Source organism: Pseudalkalibacillus hwajinpoensis, assembly GCF_039851965.1.
Taxonomy (GTDB): Bacteria; Bacillota; Bacilli; order Bacillales; family Guptibacillaceae; genus Guptibacillus; species Guptibacillus hwajinpoensis_E.
Map to the genome: position 1 here is coordinate 47,838 of NZ_CP156674.1, position 15,169 is coordinate 63,006.

The following is a 15,169-nucleotide window of genomic DNA, read 5'->3' on the forward strand; positions in this document are numbered from 1 at the left end:
TATAACATTCACTTGGAAAGCAGGGAACGAAGGTAAGCTTTCGTTAGCATCTTGCTTCAATCGATGTAATCTTCTTTGTAATAGATAGAGGAGGGAGAGTTCCCAATGAAAAACGACATTCAATTAGTGTTCTTGTAAAAGTTAACCTGAATGAAAGTCTAGTTTCCATATGATTACTTTGATACCATCTAATTGAAACATTTAAACATGATTGAATCTATAGAAAAGTTTACATAAACAAAAATAGCACTACATTTAAAAAGACATGAAAAAGTTATAAAAAAAGTTACATAATTGCATGAAAAAAATAGATTTTTTGTTATGATAAAGAAGATTAAATGGATAAAAGGTTCATCCATACGAATAGTTAGAAAGAGAAAGCGGGTGATTGTTATTAAAAAAGCAACCAAAGGACTTCTTACCATCCTACTTTTCTCTGTTCTTGCCTTTAGTTATCTAAAATCAGCTGAAGTTTATATCGACTATAAAAATGACAAATATAAGCACACTGCAAGTGCGATAAGCCTTGAAAGCAGCTTGCATAAGAAGATCGATGAACAGAACATCTATGAAATACAACTACATAGAAGCGACTCAACTGAAAAGGAGATTGTGACTTCGATTGAGGATGAATTAGCCATCATGAACTGGATTAACAATCTGGATAAAACCGAGCTAACGCAACTTCAAAATCATCGTGTTCAAGTCGATGATGCCGATATCATTATTTATTTTAAAACAGGTAAAGAACTGAGACTGAACTTCGACAATGAAACAGTTGTCATCTCGAGAAACGATAATGATAATAAAACGTTTAAATCGTATTTGCTAAGTACGTATGAACTAAGTGACGATTTAAAACGAATCCTTGATATAGAATAAAATTTTAATTCCGTCTCACTATCTTAAGTTTACTTAACGATTGAGATGGAATTATTGTTTTTAAACTGACTTCCTATAATAAGTATTATGTTAACTTAAAACAAAAAGAGCCAGAACAATAACTATTGGTTCATGTTCCTATAATATCAATTATTAGGAACTTCCCTCTCTCATCCTGTAGATCGATTCGTGTGATCTCATAACTTCTGGTTCCAAACCATAATCATTAGGTTCAACCTAATAACTCTAAGTTTCAGGAGGTTCAATAACATGAATGTGACGCAAGCAACCGATGATTTCTTGATGGCACTGCAGATTGAAAAAAACCGAACACGATTCGAAATTACTCACATGATTTAACTGTTTTTAATGCATTTCTCATTCAGTACAACCGTTCGACTGATTTACACTGATTTATCACTGTCTACCGTTCGCCGTTTCATTCAGGATCAAGTGTTTCAGCATGGCGCGCGTCAACGTCGTATATCGTGTCTCAAATCCTTTCGCCAATACTGTCAGCAAGAAAACTTGATTGAACTGGACTTTATGGCCGGTATCACAGCTCCCAAGTCAGATAAAAACATTCCAACGTATATGACCTTAGTTGAGCTGAAAAAGCTATTTCGTTTTTTAGAACATGATCATTCTAAATATGCGATACGGAATGAACTGATGTTTAAGGCTGCTTGCAACAACTGGCATGCGCCGACAGGAAATTGTGGATTTAACCTGGCGGCAGCTGGATCTACTTAGGTTATTTTTATAGATTTTTGATGTTAAGTAAAAAAGTTTTTGGCAATTTAAAGATTCTATGTGATCAAAATGAATATGATAACTTTGATAATGAGAAGAATTTTCATGCTAGTCCAGTCTTAAGATTGGAATATTCGTTGCCATTTGATTTCTCAACCTTAGAAACAGTTAGTTCCTTATCATTCATTTGGACAACATCGCCTACCTTGTAGACCTTATCTTTTTCTTCTTCTTGCTTTTTGCTGGTATGTGACTCATTTGTTGCAACAGCTTCAATTTCTGTTGAAGTTTCTTCATCATTAGAAGGATGGTCCCCTCTCATTGTTTGTATAACTCAAAACAACAAAAATAGTTGCAATAATAACAAGAAGCCAACCTATGATTGGGATTAATCCCAGTACAAATGAACAAATAGCTAATACCAAGGCAGCTGTAGCATAGTGTTTATTCTCTGCTGACAAATGAACACCCCTTTTATTATTATCTCTTTAGTGTATTGGTGTTTTTTCTAAAAATTCTCTATACATAGCACTTCTTCCTTCCTTTAATAAAAATAGAGCAACGAAATGGTATAAAATTCGTCGCTCATTTTAGTCCTAGGTTTCATTTTTGCTAGAGGTAATTGCCCCGATAAACACGCGACAACTATATGGTGGTTGGAGCTTTTTATGGTATCAGGCTTCATCGTATTTATTCTGTCTAATTCACAAAAACGGAAAAAGAATTTTCCTTCTAACGAAAGTCATGAAAAGTGTTATTGCAAATGTTTCAGAACAAGTGTTCTCAGGAGCGGTTTTTAGCACTTTAAATGTAGATACGGTATGTTTAAAGTACGAAATACGTACTGTTTCTCTTCTCATCGTTGAGGACAATATGTATGTACTCAGTCTTAAGGATAAGAACAAAAAAGCCACTTACGGTGGCTTTTTTCTCGTTAATTGATTCTTTTTTCTGTTCACCTTTCTATATATCTGCCCCTATCATACTCTTCCTAAGTGACCACTTTTCTAATTTAACAATTTTCATATTATGGTCTTATGGTCAGTGAAAAGTTGAACACCAGTAGAGTTTTCATTCGGATAGATACGAGCGCTCATGACTTTTTCACCCTCTTGTAGGAAAATCTCTACAGAAGAACGATCAATAAAAATTCTCAATGCTAACATGTTATTCTTTAATGAAATTGGAGCCTTGCGAATCCCTCCTGGTCCTTTGCCTGAATGATCTCGATTTATGATGAATTCTTGATTTAAAACGTCGTATGTAAGGATGGTCTGCTCTGTTAATGATCGTTACAACGGACCTTCAATCCGAATTGAGATGCATCCATGGCATCGATTATAACGTTTATTTCCATGGTGTCCCCTGACAATCCCTCTAGAGTTAAATCCTGTTCTACTACTATATTCTTATACAATAGATGATCATAGCGCAAAGCTTCAAGTTCTTTTACTGGAAGGCACTTTAATTGATTATCCTCGATTGAGATTTCTCTCGGTAGCGTTAGAGCTCCTGCCCAATGGTCTTTTCGTTCAGGCATATCACTTTCCCACATTGCCATCCAGGCTACCATAACTCTTCTTCCTTCCCCATCAAGTGTCGTTTGAGGGGCATAAAAGTCAAACCCGTAATCAAGAGGATGAAACGAGTTGAAATCAAATTCGCCCTTATTCAAATCAAGGTTTCCAAGAGCATAAACAGATTGATGGAGATTTCGATATAACTCGCCTTCTGGCTCTACTCCTTGAGATGACATGATCAACACATCGTGACCATCCAAATCAAAAAAATCAGGACACTCCCACATAAAGCCCATATTTCCTTTACCCTTTGCAACAACATTTATGAACTCCCATGATAGTAAATCAAGAGAACGATACAGGAGTACTTGACCAACACGGTTGTTTGTTTGAGAACCTAGTACACAGTAATAATAGTCACTTTCTATCCAGACTTTTGGATCACGAAAATGGTTCGGATGAATATCACCCGCTGGTGCATGCGAAATAACAGGAATCGCAGCAATTTTTTCAAAGGTTACTCCATCTTCACTGACGGCTATACATTGAACTTGTTTAAGATCCGTGTCATGATCTGTACTGGTCCATGTATTCCCCGTATAAAATAGATATAGCTTCCCATCCTTCTCAATTGCACTACCTGAGAAGCATCCATCCTGATCATAAGGCTCACTAGGGGCTAGTGCATTCGGAAGGTGTTCCCAGTGAACGAGGTCTTTACTCCTTGCATGTCCCCAGTGAATATTGCCCCATTCAGTTGAATAAGGGTGATGCTGATAAAATAAATGATAGTGGTTTTGAAATACACTAAAACCATTTGGATCGTTCATCCAAAAAGCGGAGCTGTAACATGATAATGTAATCTCCATTCATCAGCATTATTAGCTTCAATCCTATCTCGAATCGATTCCGTTGCTCGCTGAATTTGTTTACTGTGTTTCAAAGTATCACCTCAATTATATAGACTAGTACAGCTTATACACTCTTGCTTCATAAGGCTTTAAGGTTAGTTGATTAATCGTTTCTGAATCATTCACCTCATAATTGGTTATCAGCAACTTATGAGATTTATTCTTCAATTCTTCTGGGAGTTGAAACTCAGCTTCTTCTGCAAATAAATTCGTGATGATCAAGATTATGTCATCATGTAAATTTCTTGTGTAAGCATAAATTTGTTCATGCTCAGGCAAAATCAAATTGTATTTCCCATAAATTAAAACGGGATTGCTTTTTCGAAGTGAAATAAGATTTTTATAAAAGTGATAAATAGATTGACTTTCTGTAATCGATTCCTCTACATTGATCACTTTATAATTTGGATTAAGCTTTAACCAGGGATCACTACCTTCTGTAAATCCTGCATTTTTCCCTGCAGACCACTGCATTGGCGTCCTGGAATTATCACGACCTGATTTCCAAATGACTTCCATGATTTCCTGATGGGATTTTCCTTCTTCCACTTCATGCTGATATAAGTTCTTAATGGCTACATCATCATAATCTTCAATTGATTCAAACTGTACATTGGTCATTCCTATTTCTTGTCCTTGATAAATAAAAGGTGTCCCTTGCATTAAAAAATATAACGTGGCAAGACACTTACACGATTGATTGTGATACTCTTTATCATTTCCCCATACGGATACAGATCTAGGGAGATCATGGTTTTCTAAGAAAAGAGCATTCCATCCGCTTCCATGAAGTCCATTTTGCCACCTGGTGAAAACGCTTTTAAGCTCGTGAATATCAAGACTCTTGTCTTTTCCTTTCTGCCAGAGATCGTTGTGTTCAAATTGGAAGATCATATTAAATTTCCCATTTACTTCCCCAACCCAATCATCTGCTTCTTCTACTGTAACCCCGTTGGCTTCACCAACCGTCATAATGTCATAGTGATCAAACGTTTCTCTTTTTAATTCTTCTAGGAAGACCTGAATTCCTTCACGATTGCGATGTCCATCCAATGAAGAGGCGTATCTTTTATTTAAAGGGTTATGGACATCTGGAAACTCAGGTACTTTCTTTATGTGTGATATGGCGTCGATACGAAAACCGTCAATTCCTTTATCTAGCCACCAGTTGATCATGTTATACAAATCATTCCTGACATTAGGATTTTCCCAATTTAAGTCGGGTTGTTTACGAGAAAATACATGCATATAATACTCTTTTGTTTGACGATCAAGTTCCCATGCTGATCCTTCAAAAATAGAAGCCCAATTATTTGGCTCCTGACCGCCTTTTCCAGGGTGCCAAATGTAATAATCTCTATATGGATTATCTTTCGAAGATTTAGATTCTATAAACCAAGGGTGTTCGTCAGACGTGTGGTTAATAACTAAGTCCATGATTAATTTCATATCCCGCTTGTGTAATTCGGATAGTAATTTATCAAAGTCAGCCATGGTTCCATATTCCGACATGATTGCTGTAAAGTCAGAAATATCATAGCCATTATCGTCGTTTGGTGAGCTGTAAATTGGACAAATCCAAATCACATTGACACCTAGATCCTGTAAGTAATCTAATTTAGAAATCACACCCTGGATATCCCCTATTCCATCTCCATTGGAATCTTTAAAACTTCTTGGATATATTTGATAAACTACTGCTTCTTTCCACCATGCTTGACTCATTGTTCTCCTCCTAAACTATCTGTGAATGAATCATCGATACTAAACTACTTTACTGCACCTTCTGATACTCCTTTAATAATTTGTTTCTGGGCGAAGAAATAGAAGATAATGACTGGAATGATGGCAAGCGTCAATCCAGCTAGTGCTAAATGCCATTGCTTCGTATACTCTCCAAAGAAGAAGAACATTTTAAGCGGGATCGTAGCATTCGCTTCGCCTAGTACAAGTGACGGTAATAAATAGTCATTCCAAATCCAAATAACGTTTAAAATCCCAACAGTCACTGAAATAGGTTTTAGCAAAGGAAATATAATATACCAAAACAATTGAAGGCGATTTGCTCCATCGATAATGGCAGCCTCATCAAGTGACTTTGGTATGCCAGTCATCGCCCCGTGGTATAAGAAAATAGATAAACTACATCCAAATCCGAGATACATGAAAATCAGACCCGCCGCATTTAACAAATCTGCTTGACCAAAAATGGAGACAAGAGGAATCATGACAGATTGAAATGGGATAAGCATAGCTGCGACAAATACAAAGAAGATAATGCCGCTTAGCTTACTTTTATTTCGAGCCAAAGCGTACCCTGCCATAGCCGAAAACAATATAATAATAGCTACACTTACCCCAGTAATAAGCAATGAATTAAACAAAGATTTTAAGAATTCAAGGTCGTTAAAGGCTTTAACGAAATTTTCTAATGCAAGTGATTGTGGTAACCCAAGGACCCCAGCAAAAATTTCTCTCTTCGTTTTAAACGCATTCACGATCATTAAATAAAAGGGCGCAATCCAGATCAAGCCTAAAACTAAACCAAGAACTTCCACGGAAAATAGATTTTTACTTTCTTTATTCATTTTCATTACATGTCTACCTCCCGCTTCTTATTGTAGTAAACCTGCGTTAATGCAATAACAGCTACGATTAGAAAGAAAATGACTGCCTTTGCTTGTGCATATGCCATTTCATTATCTGAGAATGCTGTACGAACAATTTCCATAGCAACCATTTGTGTAGAGTTAAATGGTCCCCCATTTGTTAAGGAAAGGTTCTGATCATAGATTTTGAAAGCCATTGACAGAGTTAAGAACATACTAACCGTAAAGGCAGGTGCAACAAGCGGGAAAGTAATACTTTTAAATCGCTGTAATGCGGTCGCTCCATCAATTTTAGCTGCTTCAATTAAATCCTTTGGTATATTCTCCAAGTACGCAATATAAATGATCATGATGTAACCAGCCATCTGCCAGGAAGTTAAAATCACCAGTCCCCAGAAACCTGTCTCAGTCGTTGATAGCCACCCCTGCATACTTTCAAGTCCAAGGAGATTCCCAACGTCTCCAAAAACACTGATGAAAATAAATTGCCAGATAAATCCGAGGATCAATCCACCAATTAAATTAGGCATGAAGAAAACGGTTCTAAGCAAATTGTTTGATTTAATATTTCGAGTAACAATCAATGCCAGACATAGCCCGAACACATTAAGTAAAATGACAGTTACAACTGAAAATTTAATAGTAAACCAAATTGAATTCATAAACTCTTCTTCAAGAAAAAGATTAATATAGTGTTCAAACCCTATAAATTTTGTAGCCGTTAGTCCGTTCCAGTCTGTAAAGGAGAAAACGAATCCGTATATAAACGGAATGACGACAACAATTCCAAGAGCTACAATAACAGGTGAAAGAAATATCCAAAACCATTTATTTTGATTGTTCATTGAAACCCTCCTTGTTCACAATATGCCATTTATTTTGTAACTTTTAAAATGCATTAAATAAAAGTGAAACTAACCACCCAATCACCCTGGATTGTTAGCAATATTATTGATACAGGGTTATGTTATTTTCGTAACTCTTCCCATTTCTGCTTTGAATCTTCTTCTAATTGTTCCCATGTCATTTTATCGCTAAGATACTTCTGTACATTGCCACCAACATAATCTCCCCACACTCCAGGGTATCCAAGGAAAACCCAACCGGTGGTATCGCCATTAGAAGAATATTGGTAAATCTCTTTTGAAATAGGGTCTGCAATTTTCTCCGTGTCAAAGCCTTCATAAGCAGGGATAAATTTAAAGTCTTTCAAAACGGCTTCCTTACCGACTTCGGAAGTATACATCCAATCTATAAAGTCTTTAGATGCCTCAATCACTTCTTCATCACTATTGTTGTTGACAGCCCAATAGTTAGGAATTCCTACTGGAAGCTTTCCTTCAGACCCTTCAACTGGAATTGGCATGATACCAATATTTTTTTCTGCAAACGCCTTATCCATTTGTTCTACAGAAGGGTAAATCCAATTTCCTTGCTGAATGATTGCTACTTTCTGAAGAGAGAAGTATTCCTCTACTTGTTGAGAATAATCAAGACTTAAAACGGGTTGAACTGAATACTCCGTTTGCAAATCTATCATTCTTTGAAACTCTTTTCCTTTTTCGAATGCAACTGTTTCAGCGGTAAAAGCCTTCAACACCTGCTGATTGAATTCTGGAGCAAGAAATACATTGGATAGATGGTTACCAGGTACCCATTTTTCTTTACCCGGGAATGCAAATACCGCTTCAAGCCCTAATTGCTCTTTTTGACTATCCAGTTCATTAACCGCTTTCTCAAGATCTTCATAAGTTAGAATCTCTTCAGGTTTAATTCCTGCCTCTTCAAAAACCTTTTTGTTATAAATAAAACCGTATCCTTCCTGGTTAAAAGGAAGGCCATGGACTTCACCATTTTTAGTAACAGGGTCAAGACTGCCTTCTAAAGCTAGTTCAGCGGCTTTCGTATCAGATAAATCACTTAAGTATTGTTCATAATTAGCGGCTTCCGTTGGTCCAGCAATACTAAAGATTTCTGGTTCATCTCCTGAAGCAAATTTTGTTTTGAGTGAGCCTGCATAATCAGATCCTCCGCCTACAGCAGAGATCTTTATATCTACATTTGGATTTTCTTTTTCATATTCTTCTGCCAGATCCTCAAACTGATCTTTGAACTCTACTTTGCCCTGGAAAACTTCAATAGTTAATTGATCTCCTTCTGAAGAACTTGATTCGCCGGATGAAAATGAGCAACCACTTAATAATGCACTCGAAACTAGTAAAGATGAAATAAGCTTTTTCCCTTTCAAATTCAACACTCCTTAACTATATGATATCGGTTTCACAAAAACACAAAAAAATTTATAGTGACTTGGTGACAAGAATAACAACTTAAACGGTCTTATGGGACTAATTAATCGAAAAAAATATTTATGGTATCGGTTTCATAAACACTCAAAAAAAATTAATCAAAGACCTTTCAATCACCCCTTTTCTTATTAATTTGTATTATAAGGTAATGTGGTATCGGTTTCAATGAATTTTAGAAAAATTTTAAATAATTTTGATTATGTGGACTTTCTCGTAATTAATTCTACAGGCAATTTGATGTTTTCAGGCATGGTGTTGTTTTTTTGCATCATTAAAGCCAACCCCTCTACTGCCTTCTCTCCGAGTAAGGAAATTGGTTGCTTGATCGTTGTCAATTTTGGATGGAGCATTTCAGCTAATGGTTGATCATCGAAACCTATTACCGCTATGCCATTAGGTATAGGAACTCCTTGATCATTTGCTTCAATCATTACTCCTGCAGCTACCTCATCACTGCCAGTAAATATGGCTGTAGGGCAATTATCCATTGTTAAAATTTGTTTTAAAACAGATTTCCCATCCTCAATTGAATGCTGATCAATAAAGATCCAGTTTGGGTTTAGAGAGATACCAGCCTCATTTAAGGCCTTTTGATAGCCCTGATTGCGATCCTTGTCTTTTCCGTCTTCAGCAAATAAGCCACCTGTACAGTAGGCGATTTTAGTATGTCCCTTTTCAATTAGATGCTTTATGCCAATATAGGCTCCTTGAGACTGGTCAACTCTTATAGATGGCACATCTGTATTATTTAAATATTCGTTACAGAATAAAATCGGCCCATACTGAGTATACGAATGAATGATTTCTGCATCATTTTCAATAGATGTCATGATTACACCGTCAATTTGTCTTGTTTTCAATAAATTTAAGAAGGATAATTCTTTCTCCTTATTTTCGTTGCTTTGAAAAATTAAAACCTGAAAATTATTTTGATAAGCTGTTTGTTCGATTGAATTAACTAAGTAAGAAAAGAAAGGATTAATAATCCTTGGAACAATAACTCCGATTGTACTTTTAAGATGACCTCGTAACCTTCTTGCAGCAGGATTTGGGTAATAACCTAGTTCGTCCATTGCCTTTTGTACAAGTTCTCTTTTTTCTTTTGATATGTAAGGATGATTATTTATTACACGTGAAACAGTCGATTTTGATAAACCGGATCGCTTTGCTACATCTGAAATAGTTACCAACTTTGCTCACTCCACAACTTGAAATCTGAAATCAGTTTCATATTATTTTATCAAGAAATGATAAGAACTACCAGACCTTTATTGGTAGTAAAGCATAAACGAATGGGCTTCATTATAGAAATCCCATTCGCTTTTTTAGCAACTTGACTTGTTACTAGTATTTGGATGATTTAAAACTTCGACACATGCTCCTATTAAATCATCAGCAATCAAGGAGGCATTCACGTTATACCTTTTGAGAATAAAATAGTGAATAATTGAGAATTAAAATCCTTATTTAATCACTATATCAAATGATTTATAGAACTTATTGATAAATAGGACACTGAAACATATGAATAAAACCCAGTCAAAATCCAGTCACTAGAAAGCCTTTTAACCAATGCTATGTACTAATTTCGTTAAATCACTTTTTCGGCATCCACCTTTGAAAATGATCAATATTCGACCTACTAGTTATATACCATAAATGGAATATAGTGTTTGGAACACTTCCAAAAAATCAAATTCTTTTTACAACTAAAATACCCTATGAACAGTTTGAGTTTTTTGATTCATCCATATGGACTGTATCAAATTTATAGATTACCTCATAATACTCATTGTTTGTTTTCACCAAAGTTAAACTTGCTGATGGTATAGCTGAAGTAGACCATAGTTTTTGAAGTGTATTTTTTTCAAAGTAATCTATCAATAGTTTAAGTGCAATTGAATGCGTTACTACAAGAACATTTTCATTTCGATTTTTATTAACTATACTTCTTACCGTTTTCACCATTCTATCTTGGACTTTAACAAATGACTCAATGTTATCGCTTGAAAAAAGATGTGGTGTTTCCCAAAAAGATAACCATTCTTCAGGACTTTCCTTTTCGTTTTCTTCCAAAGTCTTACCTTCCCAAATTCCAAAAGAAATCTCTCTAAGACTATTGAAGCTAAATACTTCAAGAGGTCTTTCCCCTTTAATTATTTCAGCAGTGTGAACTGCCCTGTTACTCGTGCTGGAATATATAGCATCTAATGGAACATCCAATAGTCTTTTCGACAATTGCTTCGCTTGATTTATTCCTCTATCGGTTAGGGGAGAGTCTTTCCACCCTTGCATAAGATTCTTAGTGTTCCACAAAGTTTCTCCGTGTCGTGTAAGATATAATTTCGTACTCATTTCTTCCCCCTATTTCTCTTCTCTACTTTATTAATACTATAACCTCATTAATACTATAACTTCTTATTCCATTTTATCTGTCTTAAAGCTACATAGAGCGCTTACTTTTTATTAAGCAAACGCTCCTCTTTAATTGAATACTTGAAACTGAGACTTATTGATCTACATCCCTTTTCTCGCTCAATAATCTTTCTTTATTAGGTTTGTCATCATCCAATAAAAAACCAGCCCAATTTAGTCCAAGGTTATCGGTATTTTCTTGCCAGTATAGAAGGCGAGTATAGTAATAATATATCTTTTCGATTACTGGTTCTCGAAAGTCATCTTTACCGTATTTATTGACTATTGCCGTCAGTTCATAAATGGGCAATCCTAAAGCGTGTGTTTCCACATGTATAGTAGCCCCAGCATGACCAATTGCTTGGCATAAAGTGCCGTATTCAATGTCGTCAATTTCTTTTGCTACGGCATGCGATTCTAAGATAGCCCTCTTTGCTATGGGCATTTTGATTTTTCCCCTTGCCCAATCCTCACAAAGCTCTAGACAAGCTCTTGGTCGCCGTTCATCCGGATATTTTGCTTCAAATTTATCTAAAGGTAATTTTGCGCAATCTAACGCCCACATGACGAGAGTTCTATGATTTTGTAGTTGAATAAGTTCTTTCAATTCTTGCAAACAAATGCTATCACGAGAAAACAACAATTTATTTTTTTTCTTCATTTTAATTTCTACATCCGAAAACATATGATCTCCCCCCTTATCCCCTGATCAAACACCGATTGTATTTTACAATTTTTCAAACCAGTAAACATCATTATTATTACTAAAGTATAGCTCCGATATAACAGAAGACTCGACATCGAGATGTTTCTTTAATGTAGAATAAATTGTTCAAGACTGTTTATTGATTATGGAAACCGAGCTACAATTTTTTCGAAATAAAAAACACCTCAGCAAAATCATTAGTTATTTGCTTGTAAGGGTCTACTTTCAAATCACTTTTCATTTTCTCTAAACCATCTTTATAATCAGCATCGTTTATTAAAGTCAGTACAGAGATGTCTCTGTTTTCAGCGTGATGGACGTAATCAGCTACAGCTATTTGTTCCATTCGATACTCCATCCTTAGTTTAACTTCAAAATCCCTCTTAATAAGTTCTTGGTATATCAATTCCTTATTCCAAAACCTCTTTAAGTCTTCTTCATGATCAGAAGGAAAGTAATGATAAACCCACCATTTTGGAAAATTCCATTGATTCTTAATTCGTTTTCCTGTATTGTAAAACGCAAGCGAAATAATAAACATCTAATTTTCAAAATGAATTCTTTATTTGATTCATGATTTAAGCATACGTCTCATGTTAAGTGTGCAACTGTTTTTTCAAAAACCACATAATAGTAAAACTTATCCAGAGAGGTGTAGGGACTGGCCCTTTGATACCTCAGCAACCAGCCATTGGCACGGTGCTAAATCCAGAAGGTAGTAGTTATACCTTGAAGATAAGGAGACTCTTTATACATAAAGGACCCCCTTATCCAAGGAGGTCCTTTATTTTTTTCGAAGAAGATGATCACCATGTCACCCAACAGGATTGAAACGATTTTAGCCCGTACCAGACAGAAAGTCAGCGTCTCCCTGTTGAAGGGCATTCGCTTTCTAATAATAAACTACTATTACACATGGAAAGGTTGTTGAATGAAATGAAACGATCATTAGAACAAAGATTACAGGATGGACCCGTTATTTGTGGAGAAGGCTACTTATTTGAGCTAGAGCGCCGCGGCTATTTACAGGCCGGATCCTTTGTACCTGAAGTAGCCCTGGATAACCCCCAGGCACTAAAACAGACGTATCGTGACTATATGCTCGCAGGCTCCGACGTCGTCTTAGCCTTTACCTATAACGGCCACCGCGAAAAAATGAGAATCATCGGCAAAGAGGATTTATTAGAGCCGCTTAACCGCCAGGCCATCCGTCTAGCCAAAGAGGTTGCTCAGGAGCACCCTGAGGAAGAAGCACTCGTAGCCGGGAACATTTCCAACACGAACCTGTTCAACCCGGATGATCCTGAAGCTGTTGAAAAAACAAGAAGCATGTTTGCGGAGATGATCGGCTGGTGTAAGGAAGAAGGCGTAGACTTTGTGAACGGCGAAACCTTCTATTACTATGAAGAAGCGCTGATTGCTCTCGAAGAAATCCAAAAACAAAATCTCCCTGCCGTGATCACATTCGGTCTGATGGGCGAAAACATTCTGCGAGATGGCTACGAAGTAGAAGAAGCCTGCCGCTTATTAAAAGAAAAAGGCGCTCTTGTTGTGGGGATGAACTGCTTCCGCGGACCAGCAACGATGCAGCCGTATGTAGAGAAAATCCGTAATACGGTGGACGGTTATGTAGGTGCCCTTCCCATTCCTTACCGCACGACGGAAGAACACCCTACCTTCTTCAACCTGCCGGACGGTAGCTGTGCTTGTACACTTCCAACGGAAACAACGTTCCCAACGTCCCTGGATCCGCTCTACACGAACCGGTATGAGCTTGCTGAGTGGGCCAAAGAAGCGCACAGTATTGGTGTGAACTACCTGGGACTCTGCTGTGGAGCTTCTCCGGCTATGCTTCGTGAAGTGGCAGAAACCGTCGGCCGTACAGCTGAAAACTCCACGTATTCCCCGGATATGGAGAAACATTTCCTGTTCGGCAGTGACGACACGCTGCAGGATCACATTACATCTTATAAGACGAAAGCATAAGTAAAAACGCCTGTCCCAAAATACGGACAGGCGTTTTTCAAAGCTTCATTCTTTTTTTGCATGGGGACGGTTCCGAATCTTCTTATTCAAGATTCGCCCCCATTAGTTGAAGACTCGAAATCAAGATATGAGTATAATATTTCGGATTTCACAAATTATGACTTTGTGTTGTTAGTTGTATTAAAAAAGCTCACAAATTGTGGAAGAAGGTATTTATTGAATTAAGAGTATTTAGATTCCCATTCACAAATCATAGTTAATTGATTATCTTTTAACTCAGCATAAATAATCCCGTCCATTTTTTCCATCAAGCTTTTAGCAATTGATAAACCTAGCCCAGTACCACTTCCAGTCCTTGTCTGATCCGCCTTATAAAAGCGATCAAACATTAGGTTTACTTCTTGTTTACTAAGTTGATGAACAGAGTTGGAAATTTTAAGTTGAACAACTGAATTAATTCTTCTTAGGTGGATGGTAACATCTCCAGTTGAGTACCTAATTGTATTTATAACTAGATTTTCTACCACTCTTTTAACTGCAGATGGGTCGACCATTATCATAATATCATTGTCTGGGATATGAATTTCAGGCTCTATATTTCTTCTATTAAACTCCTCATAAAATCCAAATAGTGCCTCTATAATCAAAGAGTTGAACTTAACTATCTCCATTTTCAAAGGATAATCTGCTTGTTCGATAATCGATAGCTCGAAAAAATCCTCAAGTAGTATTTTTAACCTTCCTGCACTATTTTTTATCGTTTCTATGTATTCCTTTTTCATTTCAGGACTGATTTCATCCGATTCTAGAAACTGTATACCCTAGGATCGATGTCATAGGCGTTCGAATATCATGAGAAATATGGGATATGGCCTGTTTCAACTCATTTTCTGTGGAACGCTTGACTGCCTCTGCTTGTTTCTTCAGATCAATCAGGTTATTCATTTCCTTTGCCAGTTCCTCAAAATTAGGATCATGATAGATGATATCGATCTTCATTGCTGTTTTATTTTGGTTGAAATTCTGAAGCTACCGAGTTGTATTTTTTATTTCTTTTTTCAGCAAATACAAACGAGTG

Annotated in this window: 17 protein-coding genes and 1 riboswitch; of the genes, 3 read left to right on the plus strand and 14 right to left on the minus strand. The window is 36.5% G+C overall.

All coding sequences use genetic code 11. The features are described from left to right. The first annotated feature begins 384 nt into the window (after positions 1 to 384). Positions 385 to 882 (plus strand): hypothetical protein, encoded by a 498-nt coding sequence (locus ABFG93_RS00225; protein WP_347549995.1) that lies wholly within the window; start codon positions 385 to 387, stop codon positions 880 to 882. A 528-nt stretch (positions 883 to 1,410) separates the two neighbouring features. After that, positions 1,411 to 1,635 (plus strand): hypothetical protein, encoded by a 225-nt coding sequence (locus tag ABFG93_RS00230; RefSeq protein ID WP_347549996.1) that lies wholly within the window; start codon positions 1,411 to 1,413, stop codon positions 1,633 to 1,635. A 103-nt stretch (positions 1,636 to 1,738) separates the two neighbouring features. Here ABFG93_RS00230 and ABFG93_RS00235 read toward each other — a convergent pair whose 3' ends face one another. The 12 genes from ABFG93_RS00235 to ABFG93_RS00290 form a co-directional block, all read right to left on the minus strand. Further along, positions 1,739 to 1,957 (minus strand): hypothetical protein, encoded by a 219-nt coding sequence (locus ABFG93_RS00235; RefSeq protein WP_347549997.1) that lies wholly within the window; start codon positions 1,955 to 1,957, stop codon positions 1,739 to 1,741. Beyond that, on the minus strand, positions 1,935 to 2,096 hold the full coding sequence (locus tag ABFG93_RS00240; RefSeq protein ID WP_347549998.1) for a hypothetical protein: 162 nt from the start codon (positions 2,094 to 2,096) through the stop codon (positions 1,935 to 1,937). Before ABFG93_RS00240 ends, ABFG93_RS00235 begins: the two co-directional genes overlap by 23 nt. Before the next feature lie 561 nt (positions 2,097 to 2,657). Continuing rightward, a complete protein-coding gene (locus ABFG93_RS00245) occupies positions 2,658 to 2,906 on the minus strand; it encodes a GH32 C-terminal domain-containing protein (protein WP_347552705.1) in 249 nt (82 codons plus the stop codon). Between the two features lie 11 nt (positions 2,907 to 2,917). Continuing rightward, the gene (locus ABFG93_RS00250; RefSeq protein WP_347549999.1) at positions 2,918 to 4,024 is read right to left on the minus strand and encodes a glycoside hydrolase family 32 protein; all 1,107 of its coding nucleotides are present in this window, start codon (positions 4,022 to 4,024) and stop codon (positions 2,918 to 2,920) included. Positions 4,025 to 4,120: 96 nt separating this feature from the next. Beyond that, positions 4,121 to 5,791 (minus strand): glycoside hydrolase family 13 protein, encoded by a 1,671-nt coding sequence (locus tag ABFG93_RS00255; RefSeq protein WP_347550000.1) that lies wholly within the window; start codon positions 5,789 to 5,791, stop codon positions 4,121 to 4,123. Positions 5,792 to 5,835: 44 nt separating this feature from the next. After that, the gene (locus tag ABFG93_RS00260) at positions 5,836 to 6,660 is read right to left on the minus strand and encodes a carbohydrate ABC transporter permease (RefSeq protein ID WP_431522028.1); all 825 of its coding nucleotides are present in this window, start codon (positions 6,658 to 6,660) and stop codon (positions 5,836 to 5,838) included. Beyond that, positions 6,660 to 7,520, minus strand: coding sequence for a carbohydrate ABC transporter permease (locus ABFG93_RS00265; RefSeq protein WP_347550001.1), 861 nt, complete (start codon positions 7,518 to 7,520; stop codon positions 6,660 to 6,662). The genes ABFG93_RS00260 and ABFG93_RS00265 overlap by 1 nt, the downstream gene beginning before the upstream one ends. A gap of 122 nt (positions 7,521 to 7,642) precedes the next feature. Then, on the minus strand, positions 7,643 to 8,923 hold the full coding sequence (locus ABFG93_RS00270; protein WP_347550002.1) for an ABC transporter substrate-binding protein: 1,281 nt from the start codon (positions 8,921 to 8,923) through the stop codon (positions 7,643 to 7,645). Between the two features lie 258 nt (positions 8,924 to 9,181). Then, a complete protein-coding gene (locus ABFG93_RS00275) occupies positions 9,182 to 10,174 on the minus strand; it encodes a LacI family DNA-binding transcriptional regulator (RefSeq protein WP_347550003.1) in 993 nt (330 codons plus the stop codon). 529 nt (positions 10,175 to 10,703) lie between these two features. Further along, on the minus strand, positions 10,704 to 11,339 hold the full coding sequence (locus ABFG93_RS00280; protein ID WP_347550004.1) for a histidine phosphatase family protein: 636 nt from the start codon (positions 11,337 to 11,339) through the stop codon (positions 10,704 to 10,706). 154 nt (positions 11,340 to 11,493) lie between these two features. After that, positions 11,494 to 12,084: a putative immunity protein gene (locus tag ABFG93_RS00285; RefSeq protein WP_347550005.1), complete on the minus strand. Its 591-nt coding sequence runs from the start codon at positions 12,082 to 12,084 to the stop codon at positions 11,494 to 11,496. Between the two features lie 178 nt (positions 12,085 to 12,262). Next, the gene (locus ABFG93_RS00290; RefSeq protein ID WP_347550006.1) at positions 12,263 to 12,451 is read right to left on the minus strand and encodes a hypothetical protein; all 189 of its coding nucleotides are present in this window, start codon (positions 12,449 to 12,451) and stop codon (positions 12,263 to 12,265) included. A gap of 291 nt (positions 12,452 to 12,742) precedes the next feature. After that, positions 12,743 to 12,847, plus strand: a riboswitch (SAM riboswitch). A gap of 194 nt (positions 12,848 to 13,041) precedes the next feature. Here ABFG93_RS00290 and ABFG93_RS00295 point away from each other — a divergent pair. Then, positions 13,042 to 14,091, plus strand: coding sequence for a homocysteine S-methyltransferase family protein (locus ABFG93_RS00295; RefSeq protein WP_347550007.1), 1,050 nt, complete (start codon positions 13,042 to 13,044; stop codon positions 14,089 to 14,091). A 221-nt stretch (positions 14,092 to 14,312) separates the two neighbouring features. Here ABFG93_RS00295 and ABFG93_RS00300 read toward each other — a convergent pair whose 3' ends face one another. Continuing rightward, a complete protein-coding gene (locus ABFG93_RS00300; protein ID WP_347550008.1) occupies positions 14,313 to 14,873 on the minus strand; it encodes a sensor histidine kinase in 561 nt (186 codons plus the stop codon). Positions 14,874 to 14,886: 13 nt separating this feature from the next. After that, entirely contained in the window at positions 14,887 to 15,090 is a 204-nt protein-coding gene (locus tag ABFG93_RS00305; RefSeq protein WP_347550009.1) for a histidine kinase dimerization/phospho-acceptor domain-containing protein, read from the minus strand. Positions 15,091 to 15,169 lie beyond the last annotated feature (79 nt).

Coding starts and splice junctions, on each gene's coding strand:
- ABFG93_RS00280 (WP_347550004.1), bottom strand. CDS start 11,339: ATGAGTACGAAATTATATCTTACACGACACGGAGAAACTTTGTGGAAC.
- ABFG93_RS00300 (WP_347550008.1), bottom strand. CDS start 14,873: ATGAAAAAGGAATACATAGAAACGATAAAAAATAGTGCAGGAAGGTTA.
- ABFG93_RS00265 (WP_347550001.1), bottom strand. CDS start 7,520: ATGAACAATCAAAATAAATGGTTTTGGATATTTCTTTCACCTGTTATT.
- ABFG93_RS00255 (WP_347550000.1), bottom strand. CDS start 5,791: ATGAGTCAAGCATGGTGGAAAGAAGCAGTAGTTTATCAAATATATCCA.
- ABFG93_RS00290 (WP_347550006.1), bottom strand. CDS start 12,451: ATGGAACAAATAGCTGTAGCTGATTACGTCCATCACGCTGAAAACAGA.
- ABFG93_RS00250 (WP_347549999.1), bottom strand. CDS start 4,024: ATGGAGATTACATTATCATGTTACAGCTCCGCTTTTTGGATGAACGAT.
- ABFG93_RS00285 (WP_347550005.1), bottom strand. CDS start 12,084: ATGTTTTCGGATGTAGAAATTAAAATGAAGAAAAAAAATAAATTGTTG.
- ABFG93_RS00305 (WP_347550009.1), bottom strand. CDS start 15,090: ATGAAGATCGATATCATCTATCATGATCCTAATTTTGAGGAACTGGCA.
- ABFG93_RS00235 (WP_347549997.1), bottom strand. CDS start 1,957: ATGAGAGGGGACCATCCTTCTAATGATGAAGAAACTTCAACAGAAATT.
- ABFG93_RS00295 (WP_347550007.1), top strand. CDS start 13,042: ATGAAACGATCATTAGAACAAAGATTACAGGATGGACCCGTTATTTGT.
- ABFG93_RS00260 (WP_431522028.1), bottom strand. CDS start 6,660: ATGAAAATGAATAAAGAAAGTAAAAATCTATTTTCCGTGGAAGTTCTT.